At 59.8% G+C, this 14,549-nt stretch carries 11 protein-coding genes and 1 pseudogene; 2 read left to right on the top strand and 10 right to left on the bottom strand.

Annotated features, from left to right (window positions below):
- Nucleotides 1-216: 216 nt before the first annotated feature.
- Nucleotides 217-1,284 (top strand): annotated as a pseudogene (locus BM300_RS31645) (methyl-accepting chemotaxis protein); the annotation flags it as partial.
- Nucleotides 1,276-2,139: a methyl-accepting chemotaxis protein gene (locus tag BM300_RS31640; RefSeq protein ID WP_371914651.1), complete on the top strand. Its 864-nt coding sequence runs from the start codon at nucleotides 1,276-1,278 to the stop codon at nucleotides 2,137-2,139. The pseudogene BM300_RS31645 and the gene BM300_RS31640, both read left to right, overlap by 9 nt.
- A gap of 109 nt (nucleotides 2,140-2,248) precedes the next feature.
- Here BM300_RS31640 and aceA read toward each other — a convergent pair whose 3' ends face one another.
- The 10 genes from aceA to BM300_RS04625 form a co-directional block, all read right to left on the bottom strand.
- Nucleotides 2,249-3,574, bottom strand: a complete 1,326-nt coding sequence (gene aceA / locus BM300_RS04670; protein WP_063320477.1) for an isocitrate lyase — start codon at nucleotides 3,572-3,574, stop codon at nucleotides 2,249-2,251.
- A 455-nt stretch (nucleotides 3,575-4,029) separates the two neighbouring features.
- Complete coding sequence (locus tag BM300_RS04665; protein WP_092462156.1) at nucleotides 4,030-4,791, bottom strand: secretin N-terminal domain-containing protein; 762 nt, start codon at nucleotides 4,789-4,791, stop codon at nucleotides 4,030-4,032.
- Nucleotides 4,792-5,049: 258 nt separating this feature from the next.
- Nucleotides 5,050-5,475, bottom strand: coding sequence for a GNAT family N-acetyltransferase (locus BM300_RS04660; RefSeq protein ID WP_018609216.1), 426 nt, complete (start codon nucleotides 5,473-5,475; stop codon nucleotides 5,050-5,052).
- On the bottom strand, nucleotides 5,468-6,634 hold the full coding sequence (locus tag BM300_RS04655; RefSeq protein ID WP_003203358.1) for a ribosomal protein uL16 3-hydroxylase: 1,167 nt from the start codon (nucleotides 6,632-6,634) through the stop codon (nucleotides 5,468-5,470). The genes BM300_RS04660 and BM300_RS04655 overlap by 8 nt, the downstream gene beginning before the upstream one ends.
- A gap of 84 nt (nucleotides 6,635-6,718) precedes the next feature.
- Nucleotides 6,719-8,089, bottom strand: a complete 1,371-nt coding sequence (purB, locus tag BM300_RS04650; RefSeq protein WP_092462154.1) for an adenylosuccinate lyase — start codon at nucleotides 8,087-8,089, stop codon at nucleotides 6,719-6,721.
- Between the two features lie 272 nt (nucleotides 8,090-8,361).
- Nucleotides 8,362-8,985 carry a high frequency lysogenization protein HflD gene (gene hflD / locus BM300_RS04645; RefSeq protein ID WP_092462152.1) on the bottom strand — a complete coding sequence of 208 codons (624 nt, stop codon included), beginning with the start codon at nucleotides 8,983-8,985 and terminating at the stop codon, nucleotides 8,362-8,364.
- Nucleotides 8,982-10,106 (bottom strand): tRNA 2-thiouridine(34) synthase MnmA, encoded by a 1,125-nt coding sequence (mnmA, locus tag BM300_RS04640; RefSeq protein ID WP_057450008.1) that lies wholly within the window; start codon nucleotides 10,104-10,106, stop codon nucleotides 8,982-8,984. Before mnmA ends, hflD begins: the two co-directional genes overlap by 4 nt.
- Nucleotides 10,107-10,165: 59 nt before the next feature.
- Nucleotides 10,166-10,612 carry an NUDIX hydrolase gene (locus BM300_RS04635; RefSeq protein ID WP_092222683.1) on the bottom strand — a complete coding sequence of 149 codons (447 nt, stop codon included), beginning with the start codon at nucleotides 10,610-10,612 and terminating at the stop codon, nucleotides 10,166-10,168.
- Between the two features lie 199 nt (nucleotides 10,613-10,811).
- Complete coding sequence (locus BM300_RS04630; RefSeq protein ID WP_092462150.1) at nucleotides 10,812-11,690, bottom strand: hypothetical protein; 879 nt, start codon at nucleotides 11,688-11,690, stop codon at nucleotides 10,812-10,814.
- Between the two features lie 451 nt (nucleotides 11,691-12,141).
- The gene (locus BM300_RS04625; RefSeq protein WP_072339621.1) at nucleotides 12,142-14,367 is read right to left on the bottom strand and encodes an NADP-dependent isocitrate dehydrogenase; all 2,226 of its coding nucleotides are present in this window, start codon (nucleotides 14,365-14,367) and stop codon (nucleotides 12,142-12,144) included.
- Between the last annotated feature and the right edge of the window lie 182 nt (nucleotides 14,368-14,549).

Below are 14,549 nucleotides of genomic sequence, written 5' to 3'. Positions count from 1 at the left end.
AACCCTATGCCCCAGGCATTGGCGCGTTAGGCGAACCCGCTTTGCCTGCAAATATCGGCATGAGGCCGGCCCTAGAGCCTTGAAGAGTTGATGGCAAATGGCTATCTTTTCCGCTCACTCATCTAATCATCTATATCAATGTTGATTAGACAATTGCCCCTTCATAGATAGCTGCGTCAGTTTTCATCGTTCGCGGCGGATTACCAAAGGACTGTCATGAACTCTTGGATCGCGAACATGAGCGTTATGCTCAAGCTGGCTCTGGGTTTTGCTGTTGTGCTGTTTCTGACCGCGATCCTCGCCGCGACCGGCTGGACCAGTCTGGGCAAAATGATCCAGCGTGCGGATCGAATGACCAGCATTACCGAGCTCGGCAACCGTCTTGATCACCTGCGCAGGGCTCGCTTGCAATACCAGGTGGACAAGGGCGATGAACAAAAGGGTGAATTGATCCAGGCGTCGCTGGAACAATTTGTCGCCAAGCAAAAAAGCCTTGCAAATGAGTTGAAAAAACCCGAAAACCTGAAAAAACTTGCGCTGATCGAGCAGGCCAGCACCGAGTATCAAGTGGCGCTGAATACAATGCGCGAGGCTTATCGCACTGACGCAGCCATGCGCAAGGAGATGGGCGTCAATGCGGTCAAGGGCGCCGCGCTGATTGCCAAGGTCATCGATGACGTGGAAGCAATGCCTGCCACGGACGAGCGCCGTTTTGAGTTGTACAGGATTATCCTCAAAGCCAAAGAGGACGTCGCGCTGGTGCGTTATGAAGTGCGTGGCTACACGGGCAACCCCAACAGCGCCACCGAACAGGCCGCCACCCGCCAGCTCGAAAATGCGCTCAAGAGCATCGAAACCCTTAACGGTGCTTTCGGCCCGAGCTATGCCGACACCATCAAGCAGCTGGAAACCGCGCTGATTGCTTACCGTCGCTCGGTGCAGAACTTCACCGCCAGTAATCAGGCCATTGGCAAGGCCGTGCAGGACACCATCGATCTGGGTGAAACCATCACCCGTCTGACTGACGAAATGTATGCCAGCCAGTTGGTCTCCCTGGGTGACGAAAGCGCCCAGTCCCGTACCCTGCAGTTGAGCTGCACTGCCTTGGCGATGCTGTTGGGGATTCTTGCGGCCATGATCATCACTCGCCAGATTACCCGGCCGTTGCAGGACACATTGGCTGTAGTCGATCGCATTGCGGCAGGCGACCTCACGCAAGGCACGGTCGTGACCCGTGGTGATGAACTGGGTGTTTTGCAGCAGGGTATCCAGCGCATGGGCACCACGTTGCGCGACTTGATCGGTGGCATCCGCGATGGCGTCACCCAAATCGCCAGCGCCGCCGAAGAGTTGTCGGCTGTCACCGAGCAGACCAGTGCGGGGGTCAATAGTCAGAAGACCGAGACCGACCAGGTGGCTACCGCCATGCAGGAAATGTCGGCCACCGTGCACGAAGTCGCGCGTAATGCCGAACAGGCTTGCACGGTCGCGTCAGAGGCTGATGCACAGGCCCGTATCGGCGACCAGGTGGTTGCGCAAGCCATCGTTCAGATCGAACGCTTGGCCAGCGAAGTCGGGCGTTCCGTCGACGCCATGGATGAGCTGGAACAAGAAAGCGCGCGCATCGGCAAGATCATGGACGTGATCAGGGCGGTGGCGGAGCAGACCAATTTGCTGGCCCTTAACGCCGCCATCGAGGCCGCCCGCGCGGGTGACGCCGGGCGCGGTTTTGCCGTGGTCGCCGACGAAGTGCGTGGGCTGGCCCAGCGTACCCAGCATTCCACCGAAGAGATCGAAAGCCTGGTGGCGGGCTTGCAGAACGGCACGCGCCAGGTGTCGAGTATCATGCGCAATAGCCGCGAACTGACCGACAGCAGCGTGGAATTGGCCGGCAAGGCCGGCATTTCCCTGGGCAACATCACCCAGGCGGTTTCGGGCATCCAGGCCATGAACCAGCAGATTGCCGCTGCTGCGGTGCAACAAAGCTTGGTGGCCGAAGAAATCAGCCGCAGTATCCTGAGTGTGCGCGATGTATCCGAACAGACCGCCTCGGCTAGCGAAGAAACCGCAGCCTCCAGCATCGAGCTGGCGCGCCTGGGTAACCAGTTGCAGCAACTGGTCAGTCACTTCAAAGTGTAAAAAACCGGTAAAAAAAAAGCCCCGAACCAGTCGGGGCTTCAGATCGTCGGCTTTGCGGTTAGTTTTTATCCGGTCCGCAAGGGCCGCTTACTCGAGGCAAGCGTGTGAATCAGTGGAACTGTTCTTCTTCGGTGGAGCCGGTCAGTGCGGTCACCGACGAAGTGCCGCCCTGGATCACGGTGGTCATGTCGTCGAAGTAGCCGGTGCCCACTTCCTGCTGGTGAGCCACGAAGGTGTAGCCCTTGGCGGCGTCAGCGAACTCTTGCTCTTGCAGCTTCACGTAGGCGGTCATGTCGTTGCGGGCGTAGTCGTGCGCCAGGTTGAACATGCTGTGCCACATGTTGTGGATGCCGGCCAGGGTAATGAACTGGTGCTTGTAGCCCATGGCGGACAGTTCGCGCTGGAACTTGGCGATGGTCGCGTCGTCCAGGTTCTTCTTCCAGTTGAAGGAAGGCGAGCAGTTGTACGACAGGATCTGGTCCGGGTATTCCTTCTTGATCGCTTCGGCGAAGCGACGGGCTTCGTCCAGGTCCGGCTTGGCGGTTTCGCACCAGATCAGGTCGGCGTACGGCGCATAGGCCAGGCCACGGGCGATGGCCTGGTCGAGGCCGGCGCGCACCTTGTAGAAGCCTTCCTGGGTGCGGGTACCGGTTACGAACGGCTGGTCGTACGGGTCGCAGTCGGAGGTCAGCAGGTCAGCGGCGTTGGCGTCGGTACGGGCCAGGATGATGGTCGGTACCCCGGCAACGTCGGCAGCCAGGCGGGCAGCGGTCAGCTTCTGCACGGCTTCCTGGGTTGGAACCAGCACCTTGCCGCCCATGTGGCCGCATTTCTTCACCGAGGCCAGTTGGTCTTCGAAGTGAACGCCGGCGGCGCCTGCCTCGATCATGCTCTTCATCAGCTCGTAGGCGTTCAGGACGCCACCGAAACCGGCTTCAGCGTCAGCCACGATCGGCGCGAAGTAGTCGATGTAGCCTTCGTCGCCCGGGTTCTTGCCGGCTTTCCACTGGATCTGGTCGGCGCGACGGAACGAGTTGTTGATGCGCTTGACCACGGTTGGAACCGAATCCACCGGGTACAGCGACTGGTCGGGGTACATCGACTCGGCGGAGTTGTTGTCCGCGGCCACTTGCCAGCCCGACAGGTAGATCGCCTGGATGCCGGCCTTGACTTGCTGCACAGCCTGGCCGCCGGTCAGGGCGCCCATGCAGTTGACGAAATCTTTCTCGGGACGGAAGGCTGGCTTGGCGCCCTGGGTCACCAGGTTCCAGAGCTTCTCGGCGCCCATTTTCGCAAGGGTGTGCTCAGGTTGAACCGAGCCACGCAGACGGACGACGTCAGCAGCGGAATAATTGCGCTTCACGCCTTTCCAGCGCGGGTTTTCAGCCCAGTCTTTTTCAAGGGCTGCAATTTGCTGTTCGCGTGTCAGTGCCATGGAGATAAACCTCGTCGCATAGGTCTTGGTGGAAAATTCCTGCTCCTGCCGACCAGGGGTTGGCGTACAAGTCGGTTCAGGCGGGGAGGCGACGGGATGAACGATGGGCTCGAGGGGAAAGTGAGCAGGTAGGGGCGAACTGCGGGCGCATTCGGGCGTCGTGGGCCTCCATACGAACTCAGAGTGATGCCGGGTTACCTAGTTACGCTTCCGTCCCTCGGGACAACTTCGTTCCAGTCGCAACCTCGTCAAACACACCTTGTGGGCGGTACAGACACGAATCGGCTCGCAGGGTAGTTGCAAGCGTCGACCCGAAGGCCCTTGCCAGGGCCCCTGATTAGCGGGAGCGAGGCCATCATGCCTTCGGTTTTTTTGCTCGTCAAACGTTTTGTAGTGCTTTTTTTATGGCACTACATCTTTGGTCTAATACGACTCATCAGTCAGTTTTTGGTGCTTCAGTTCAGGGTATCGACCTTGACCCGCAAAATCATGTCGTCGCGGCCCTGGGTCGAGTAGCTGCGGGTCAGGCCCTGTTTGTCGGCTTGAGTCTGGCGATTGACGCCGGCCAGGGTGATCCATTCGCCCAGGCGGCCACTGACGGTTGTGTCGGTACTCTGAACGTTCACTACATCGGGACGCTCCTGGCTCATGCGGTCACGATTGGTGCTGATGCTCAGATGAACGGTCTCGCCGGTGACGCTGGCCGTGACATAAAAACCCTGGGTGACGTTGCGGTATTCAGTCTGGCTCTGCATGCGGCCGTAGTTGTCGGTCTGGTTGCTAGTGAATGGCACGCTCTGGCCGACCTGGATCAGCGCCGGCTGGCCTTCACTGGCCTGCACCTGCTGCACGCCGCCTTCGCGGCTGGCGGTGCTGCGGTTGATAATGCGGGTCTGGCTGGGGGCGACGCCGTTGATCGAGTAACCCTGGTCGCCCTGCAGGTTGTTTTCGTTGGTGTCGACCGTAATCAGCAGGCGCTTGGGTGCGGTGTCCAATTGGGCGAGGAATTGCCGCAGTTCTTCGATCTTGCTGGGCTCGGCGTTGACGATTAGTTGGTTGCCGTAGGCGCTGACCTGGCCGTCCTTGCCGATGAAGTTCTGTGCCACCGGCAGCAGGTCGGCGCTGGTGCGGTAGTTCAGCGGCACGATTTGCGTGTCGGCCATGACCGACAGGCTGCAACCGAGCAGCAGGGTAACCAGGAAGGTGCGTAGAGGCATGTCCATTTCTCCGCGAGACAAAGGCTTGATATTGCCAGTTTGTCGGCCTGGGGTGGGGCAAGTTGAATGGTAGACGGCAAAACGCCCCGGCATGCGGGAATGACGGGGCGTTTGAGTGCTGTGTGATGCCCTTGTGTGGCGAGGGAGCTTGCTCCCGCTGGGTCGCGAAGCGGCCCTAAAAAAACAGGACTGCTGCGCAGCCCAGCGGGAGCAAGCTCCCTCGCCACAAAGGCCATCATCTTGCTGGTAGGCGGGGGTTCAAGCCGAATGCCGCACCATGTCCACATGGGGAATCCCGGCTTCCAGGAACTCCTCGCTGACCACCGCAAACCCCAGCCGCTCATAGAACGGCGTGGCGTGCACCTGGGCGCTGAGCATCTGTTGCTGGAGCCCACGCTTCTCGGCTTCGGCGATCACGGCGTGCATCAGCGCATCGCCCACCTTCAGGCCGCGCCAGTCCTTGAGGACCGAGACACGGCCGATATGGCCATCGGTCAACAGGCGGGCGGTGCCGATGGGAAAGTCACCTTCAAACGCCAGAAAATGCACCGCGCTCTGGTCGTCGGCATCCCATTCCAGTTCAGGTGGAACAGACTGCTCGGCAATGAACACGGTCTCACGAATGCGCCGGATCTCGGCGTTATCCTTTTGCCAGTCTGCGACACGAACGTGAATTTTATTCATCGGCGAACCCCAGGCTGCCTTGCTTGACCAGCTCGCAAACCAGGCCGCGACCGTCTTCGTCGGCCAACCACGGACCGAGATTCTCGATGTGCAGGGCGTCAGCGGCGCAGATCATTTTCAGCAGCTCGCGCAGCTTGCCTGGCAGGTAACGGCTCTGGCCGCTGGCGAACAGCAGCAGGTCGTCATCGACTTCCGACCAAGCCAGGCGCGCGCTCGGGTTGCGAATGATCACAGCGCCTTGTTCCAGGCTGGCCAGTAGGTCGTCTTCTTCCAGTTCCGGGCCTACCACCAGTTCCGGGTAACGCGGCTCGGTCATGAACTGGCCGAACCAGGTCAGCAGCAGGCGTTCGTCGCTCATGTGCTCGGCCAGCAAGCCCTTGAGGCGGTCGAGGGCGTCCTGCTGGATCTGATGCGGGTCGGCCACCGGGCGCGCATCGGCGTCGGTGTAGCGTTCTTCGTCCGGCAGGAACTGGCTGAGGAAGTCGGTGAAATGGGTCAGCACTTCGGCGGCGCTCGGTGCGCGGAAACCCACCGAGTAGGTCATGCAGTCGTCCACGGCCACGCCACAGTGCGCCAGGCGCGGCGGCAGGTAGAGCATGTCGCCTGGTTCCAGGGTCCACTCATCAGTGGCTTCGAATTCAGCGAGGATGCGCAGGTCGGCGTGCTGCAGCAGCGGGCTTTCGGAGTCGCACATCTGGCCGATCTTCCAGTTGCGCTGGCCATGGCCCTGTAGCAGGAATACGTCGTAGTTATCGAAATGCGGACCCACGCTGCCACCCGGTGCGGCGAAGCTGATCATCACATCGTCGATGCGCCAGCTCGGCAGGAAGCGGAAGTTCTCCAGCAGCTCGCTGACTTCCGGTACGAACTGATCGACCGCCTGTACCAGCAGGGTCCACTCGCGCTCTGGCAGCTTGCTGAATTCGTCTTCGGCGAACGGGCCGCGACGCAATTCCCAAGGGCGTTCGCCGTGTTCGATCACCAGGCGCGATTCGACTTCTTCTTCCAGGGCCAGGCCGGCCAGTTCATCGGCATCGATCGGGCTTTGGAAGTCAGGAATTGCCTGACGGATCAGCAGGGGTTTTTTCTGCCAGTAGTCGCGCAGGAACTCCCGTGCCGTGATGCCGCCCAGGAGTTGCAGAGGAATATCAGGATTCATGTGTAACCTATTGAAAAAATATACTTTTCAGACGCGAATAAAAACGCCCGGCGCGGCCGGGCGTCTCAAAGGTAAAGCCGTGGATCAGATGCGCTTGGCTTGTGCCGCTGCGTTGCCGATGTAACTGGCCGGCGTGAGCTTTTTCAGCTCAGCCTTGGCGTCGGCGGGCATGTCCAGGCCATCGATGAAAGTCTGCAGCGCTTCAGGGCTGATGCCCTTGCCACGGGTCAGCTCTTTCAGCTTTTCATACGGGTTTTCGATGTTGTAGCGACGCATCACGGTCTGGATCGGCTCGGCCAGGACTTCCCAGCAGGCGTCCAGGTCGGCGGCGATCTTCTGCTCGTTCAGTTCCAGCTTGCTGATGCCCTTGAGGCTGGCTTCATAGGCAATGACGCTATGGGCAAAACCCACGCCCAGGTTGCGCAGCACGGTGGAGTCGGTCAGGTCGCGCTGCCAGCGGGAGATCGGCAGTTTGCTCGCCAGGTGCTGGAACAGTGCGTTGGCGATGCCCAGGTTGCCTTCGGAGTTTTCGAAGTCGATCGGGTTGACCTTGTGCGGCATGGTCGAGGAACCGATTTCGCCGGCGATGGTGCGCTGTTTGAAGTAACCCAGGGAAATGTAGCCCCAGATGTCGCGGTCGAAGTCGATCAGGATGGTGTTGAAGCGCGCGATCGCATCGAACAGCTCGGCGATGTAGTCATGCGGTTCGATCTGGGTGGTGTAGGGGTTGAAGCTCAGGCCCAGTTCGTCTTCGATGAAGGCGCGGGCGTTGGCTTCCCAGTCGATGTCCGGGTAGGCCGACAGGTGGGCGTTGTAGTTGCCCACGGCGCCGTTGATCTTGCCCAGCAACGGCACGGCGGCCACCTGGGCGATCTGGCGCTCCAGGCGGTAGACCACGTTCGCCAGTTCCTTGCCCAGGGTGGTCGGCGAAGCCGGTTGACCGTGGGTGCGCGACAGCATCGGCACGTCGGCGAAGCGAATCGCCAGCTCACGGATGGCCTGGGCGATCTGGCGCATCAGCGGCAGCAGTACATCATCACGGCCTTCACGCAGCATCAGGGCGTGGGACAGGTTATTGATGTCCTCGCTGGTGCAGGCAAAGTGAATGAACTCGCTGACATTGGCCAGTTCCGGCAGCTTGGCTGCCTGCTCCTTGAGCAGGTATTCGATGGCCTTGACGTCGTGGTTGGTGGTGCGCTCGATCTCTTTGACGCGCTCGGCGTGCTCCAGCGCAAAATTGTCGGCCAGGGTGTTCAGCACCGCGTTGGCTTCGGCGGAGAACGCCGGGACTTCGCCGATGGCAGGGTGGGCGGCCAGGCGCTGGAGCCAGCGCACTTCAACCAGGACGCGGGCACGGATCAGGCCGTACTCGCTGAAAATCGGGCGCAGGGCCTGGGTTTTGCCGGCGTAGCGGCCGTCAACAGGGGAAACCGCAGTGAGCGAAGAGAGCTGCATGGGGTGTTCTCGGACAGTCGGGCAACGAAATGGGGCGCGTATCATACATGAAATCTTGCGCCGGTCCGTCGCCAACTGACCGGCGTATTACGCGTAACAAGATAAAACTGTTTATTACCTGTGGCGAGGGGATTTATCCCCGCTGGGCTGCGCAGCAGCCCTAAAAGCAGCGAACTCAATCTTCTTGGCGCACCGAGTTGCCTGGTTTGGGGCCGCTTCGCAGCCCAGCGGGGATAAATCCCCTCACCACAAAAAAAGCAGGCTGAGGCGACTTATTCGTTGCGCATCAACGGGTAAAGCTCTTTAAGCAATTTGCGCCGGCTGACCACCAGTTGCCAGCGATGGCCGCCCAGCTGCCGCCACAACCGTGCCGAGCGGATACCGGCCAGCAACAGGGCGCGGATTTTCGAGGCATTGCTCGGTTGCTGCAGGTTGCGCATGTCGCCATGCACCTGGATGCGTTGGCGCAGGGTACTCAGGGTGTCCTGGTACAGCGCGCCGCAGGCCGCGACGACGTTTTCGTGGGACGGGCCGAAGTGCTCGACCTGGGACTGGATCTGCGGCAAGCGTTTGCCGATGGTCTCCAGCAGGTCGTCGCGCTTGGCCAGCTGGCGCTCAAGGCCCAACATCGACAGCGCATAACGCAGCGGTTCGCGTTGCAGGGCGCTGGGATCGCGCTCCAGGGCGCCGATCAGTGCACGATAGCCTTCGCGCAGGTTCAAGTCGTCGCCGCCGTAGACTTCCAGGGTGTCCTTGGGGTCGCGAACCAGCAGGCTGCCGAGCATGCAGGCCACGCCCGCTTCGGTGGCCTGGCCGGTCTTGGCGATCCTGTCCACCAGCACGGCGGCGAGAAACACACCGCCCAATGCCGTCAGTTGTTCCTGGAGGGGGCTCATGCCTTGCTGCTCCAGGGTTCTGCGACTTCGATCACGCCGCCGCCCAGGCAGATTTCGCCGTCATAGAACACCACGGACTGGCCGGGCGTGACCGCCCGCTGCGGGTCATCGAAGGTGGCTCGGTAGCCCGTGGCGGTTTTTTCCAGGGTGCAGGGCTGGTCGCTCTGGCGGTAGCGAACCTTGGCCGTCAGGCGGCGTGGTTCGCTGAGGTCGATCGGGTTGACCCAATAGATGTCGGAGGCGAGCAGGGCGCGGGAAAACAACCAGGGATGGTCGTTGCCTTGGCCGACGATCAGCTCATTGTGCTCCAGGTCCTTGACCAGCACGTACCACGGCTCTTCCCCGGCATCCTTCAGGCCGCCGATGCCCAGGCCCTGGCGCTGGCCGATGGTGTGGTACATCAGGCCATGGTGGCGGCCGATGACTTCGCCTTCGGTCGTCTTGATCTCGCCCGGTTGGGCCGGCAGGTATTGCTTGAGGAAGTCGCTGAAACGGCGCTCACCGATAAAGCAGATCCCGGTGGAGTCTTTTTTCTTGGCGGTGGCGAGCTGGTGTTTTTCGGCGATCGCGCGCACTTCGGGCTTTTCCAGTTCGCCTACCGGGAACAGGGTCTTGGCGATCTGCTCGCCGCCGACGGCATGCAGGAAGTAACTCTGGTCCTTGTTCGGGTCCAGGCCCTTGAGCAATTCGGTGCGGCCGTCGATGTCGCGGCGGCGCACGTAGTGGCCGGTGGCAATCAGGTCGGCGCCGAGCATCATGGCGTAGTCGAGGAACGCCTTGAACTTGATTTCGCGGTTGCAGAGGATGTCCGGGTTCGGCGTGCGGCCGGCCTTGTATTCGGCCAGGAAGTGCTCGAACACGTTGTCCCAGTACTCGGCGGCGAAGTTGGCGGTGTGCAGCTTGATGCCGATCTTGTCGCACACCGCCTGGGCGTCCGCCAGGTCGTCCATGGCGGTGCAGTATTCGGTGCCGTCGTCTTCTTCCCAGTTCTTCATGAACAGGCCTTCCACCTCATAACCCTGCTCGATCAGCAGAAGGGCGGAAACGGAAGAGTCCACGCCGCCGGACATGCCGACAATGACGCGCTTCTTGGATGTGTCAGAAGGAGCTGGATCACGCATAGGAGTTCAATGAGTGTCTTGAAAAAGGACGCGATTCTATCAGGCCCGGGCGCACAAGGCTAAAGAGAAGGACGGATCAGCGTCAGACTGTGGCAGTGGCCGGCCAGATAATCGTCGATGCAGCGGATGATCAGCTCGCTGCGCCAGCGGTCGCGTTGCTCCAGCAGTTCGTCGCGGCTTAGCCATTTGGCGCCGAGGATACCGTCGTCCAGTTGATAGTCAGGGCGATGATTCAAGGCCTTGGCGGCGAAACAGACTCGCTGGTAGGTCACGCCGTTGCTGGGGGCGGTGTACAGGTAAATGCCCACCACGCTCGTGGGTTCGACGTCCCAGCCGGTTTCTTCCAGGGTTTCGCGCACGGCGGCTTCGATCAGTGTTTCGTCCGGGTCCAGGTGGCCGGCGGGCTGGTTGAGCACCGCGCGTCCACCCTTGGATTCTTCCACCATGAGGAAGCGACCGTTGTCTTCGACGATGGTGGCGACGGTGATGTGGGGTTGCCAGTTCATGGGAGTCCTTATCTTGAAATTGGAATGCAGGCCGCTGTGGGGCAGAGCTTGCTCGCAATAGCAACGGGTTGCTCGATACTAAACGAATGATGAATCGCCGTCCCGAGCAAACTCCCATGCAGGTGATTGAGTTCTCCTGTCAGTGGCTGGGATGTAAGTTCAATTGCCCTTCGGGGTTCTAAGCAAAGTATGCCTATCCTCACAGGGCGATGCATATTGCATTCGGATAGTATTTGTCGAGGTAAGGGAAGTCCCGTATGTCACAAAGTTTGCCTGCGCCTGTAAATGATTTTATTGTAATGGTCACCTGTTTTTTTGAAGTGTCGTGGTTGAATTCGATGACGGCAGTTGCGTCCGAAAACCCGTCTTCTATCGTCAGGTTGGTTACGCCAGGCGGATAGCTTTTGTCCGGTGTCAGGTAGAGGTCGGTAGACATCGTCCCTACGAGTTTGTCGATTTTGTGCATTTCTCCCGGTGGGTACTCTTGGTATACATCGCAGCCTGAAAGATAGAGCGTGACGTTACCTAAAGATGAAAATCTGTCCGTGGGGTTGATAACGACTTGTAAGACCTTTTCTTTCGGGGTAGTAAGCGCGGGGCTGGTTGAGGAATGTTTGATGACCTGGTCGTTGATTTGCACCTCGGGCCATTCGGCCTTATCTGTCTGTTGGTCGAATTTTTTACCGGGTATGTGCATTTCGAGCTGAATTAACCCTGGAAAGTCCTCGAAGACAATAGAGGGGGCTCTGACGCTTGCGCCAGGTGAGTTGGTTGAGTAGATAACTTGATTTCCGAATTTGTTTAAATTGAATGTGTATGTGGCATCTGGGCTTGTAAAGGTTAGTTGTTGTGTGGTGGGGGTGTAGTTGTATATCTGTCCAAAGCGATTGGGGCGGATGTCTGTAGAGCAGCGTATGGCGTAACGGTCGGGAAATTCCTCTATTTTAGGGTATTCAAAAGGCTCATCAGCGCCCTCTCTCCTAAATAGGGTGGGGGAGCCTCGCAGTTGTTGAAAGTCTAAATTTCCAATTGTGAAGGGTATTTGAGCGTTCATAATTGCTTGCGCAGTCTTTCTCATGGTGTATTTCCTCAGTTTATGAGTCTGGTAGTGAGTTTATAAGTGCGTATTTTTCGCTGAAAACTCAAACTATCCAAAAGGGTTGCTATCGCTACGTAGCCGATTTCAGCAATCCAGTTTTCGCTCACTTGAGGTCGATACACCTGCTGGCAATCAGAATGACGCCTGATCTGACTCTCTCTCGTTCTCTTGCCGAGACATCTCGCATCCACGAAGGTTGAAAAGGTGTAGGGGTCACACCGGTCGTTCAGCGCTCGCGGTTTACTTCATGCACCTTCAGTGAAGAGGGCGTACTTAGAACGATGCTTTTAAGGCTAGGCTGTCTGATTGTACTGTCAAGGTAAGCCTGGGCAGCCAATGGGGTGGGGCAAGATAGGTTGGGGAGCGCTTGGTATGCCTGGAAACACAAACCCCGGCACAAGGCCGGGGTTCGTGGTGTTCCCTTACAACCTTACACCAGCGCGGCAATCGCTGCGTTGAAGGTGTTGCTCGGGCGCATGGCCTTGCTGGTCAGCTCCGGGTTGGCGAAGTAGTAGCCGCCGATGTCCACGGGCTTGCCCTGGACGGCGTTGAGCTCGGCAACGATTTTTTCTTCGTTGTCGGTCAATGTCTTGGCCAGGGAAGCGAACTGAGCCTTGAGGGCTGCGTCGTCATCCTGGGCGGCCAGAGCCTGGGCCCAGAACAGGGTCAGGTAGAAGTGGCTGCCACGGTTGTCGATGCCGCCGACCTTGCGCGAAGGCGACTTGTTGCGGTCCAGGAACTCACCGGTAGCCTGGTCCAGGGTCTTGGCCAGCACCAGTGCTTTCGGGTTGTTGTAGGTCACGCCCAGGTGCTCGAGGGAAGCGGCCAGGGCCAGGAACTCGCCCAGGGAATCCCAGCGCAGGAAGTTTTCTTCCAGCAATTGCTGCACGTGCTTGGGGGCCGAGCCGCCAGCGCCGGTTTCGAACAGGCCACCGCCGTTCATCAGCGGCACGATCGACAGCATCTTGGCGCTGGTGCCCAGTTCCATGATCGGGAACAGGTCGGTCAGGTAGTCGCGCAGTACGTTGCCAGTCACCGAGATGGTGTCCTTGCCTTCGCGGGTGCGGGCCAGGGTGAACTTCATCGCGTCGACCGGCGCCATGATGCGGATGTCCAGTCCGGCAGTGTCGTAGTCCTTCAGGTAGGTCTGGACTTTCTCGATCACGACGCCGTCATGGGCGCGCATCGGGTCCAGCCAGAAGATTGCCGGCGTGTCGCTGGCGCGGGCACGGTTGACGGCCAGCTTGACCCAATCCTGGATCGGCGCGTCCTTGGTCTGGCACATGCGGAAGATGTCGCCAGCTTCGACGCTTTGCTCCAGCAGGGTGCGGCCGTTGCTGTCCGAAACACGGACCACGCCGTCGACCTTGATCTGGAAGGTCTTGTCGTGGGAGCCGTACTCTTCGGCTTTCTTGGCCATCAGGCCAACGTTCGGCACGCTGCCCATGGTGGTTGGGTCGAAGGCGCCGTGTTGCTTGCAGTCTTCGATCACCGCCTGGTAGATGGTGGCATAGCAGCGATCCGGGATCACGGCCTTGGTGTCGTGCAGTTGGCCGTCGGTGCCCCACATCTTGCCGGAGTCACGGATCATGGCCGGCATCGAGGCGTCGACGATGACGTCGCTCGGCACGTGCAGGTTGGTGATGCCTTTGTCGGAGTTGACCATCGCCAGGGATGGGCGCGCCGCGTAGACCGCCTGGATGTCGGCTTCGATCTGCGCCTGTTGCTCGGCCGGCAGGGCCTTGATGCGGGCGTACAGATCGCCGATGCCGTTGTTCAGGTTGAAGCCGATCTGCTCCAGCACTTGTGCGTGCTTGGCCAGGGCATCTTTATAGAACTCGGCAACGATCTGGCCGAACATGATCGGGTCGGAGACCTTCATCATGGTGGCCTTGAGGTGAACCGACAGCAGGACGCCTTTTTGCTTGGCGTCTTCGATTTCAGCGGCGATGAAGTCGCGCAGGGCGTTTTTGCTCATCACGGCGCAGTCGAGGATCTCACCGGCTTGTACGGTGGTTTTTTCTTTCAGGACAGTGGCAGTGCCGTCCTGGGCGATCAGCTCGATTTTCACGCTGCCCGCGGCGTCGATCAGGGCGGCTTTTTCGCTGCCGTAGAAATCGCCGGTGCTCATGTGGGCCACGTGGGATTTGGAGTCGGCTGCCCAGGCGCCCATCTTGTGCGGGTGCTTGCGGGCGTAGTTCTTGACCGACAGCGGTGCGCGGCGGTCGGAGTTGCCTTCGCGCAGGACCGGGTTCACGGCGCTGCCCTTGACCTTGTCGTAGCGGGCGCGAGCGTCTTTCTCGGCATCGGTGGTCACGGTTTCCGGATAGTCCGGCAGTGCGTAGCCCTGGGCCTGCAATTCCTTGATCGCGGCCTGCAGTTGCGGCACCGAGGCGCTGATGTTCGGCAGCTTGATGATGTTGGCTTCAGGCGTGACGGCCAGGTCGCCCAATTCGGCGAGGTGGTCGGCTACGGCTTTGTCACCCAGTTGCTCGGGGAAGCTGGCCAGGATGCGCCCTGCGAGGGAGATATCGCGGGTTTCCACGGCGATATCGGCCGAAGCGGTAAAGGCTTCGACGATCGGCAGCAGCGAATAGGTGGCGAGGGCGGGCGCTTCGTCGGTGAAGGTATAGATGATCTTCGAGCGGGTGGGCATATTCGGATTAACTCTCTTCTTTGCTAAAGCATGCGCAGAAACTCGAGGGCGCCGGGTAAGCGCGTTCGTTCAAAGTCATCCGTGAACCGAATGTCGAGGTTTCTTCGCGGTGATGTTGGGTGCATCAGTCGAGCGTCAAGCGGTTGGGCCGCGGTAACGGTCCGGCTTTTAAACTGGCGGAA

The sequence above is a fragment of the Pseudomonas sp. NFACC46-3 genome (assembly GCF_900114515.1).
GTDB classification, from domain to species: Bacteria; Pseudomonadota; Gammaproteobacteria; order Pseudomonadales; family Pseudomonadaceae; genus Aquipseudomonas; species Aquipseudomonas fluorescens_Q.
Note: the sequence above shows the minus strand (reverse complement) of the source record. Positions and strands in the feature narration are given on the sequence as shown.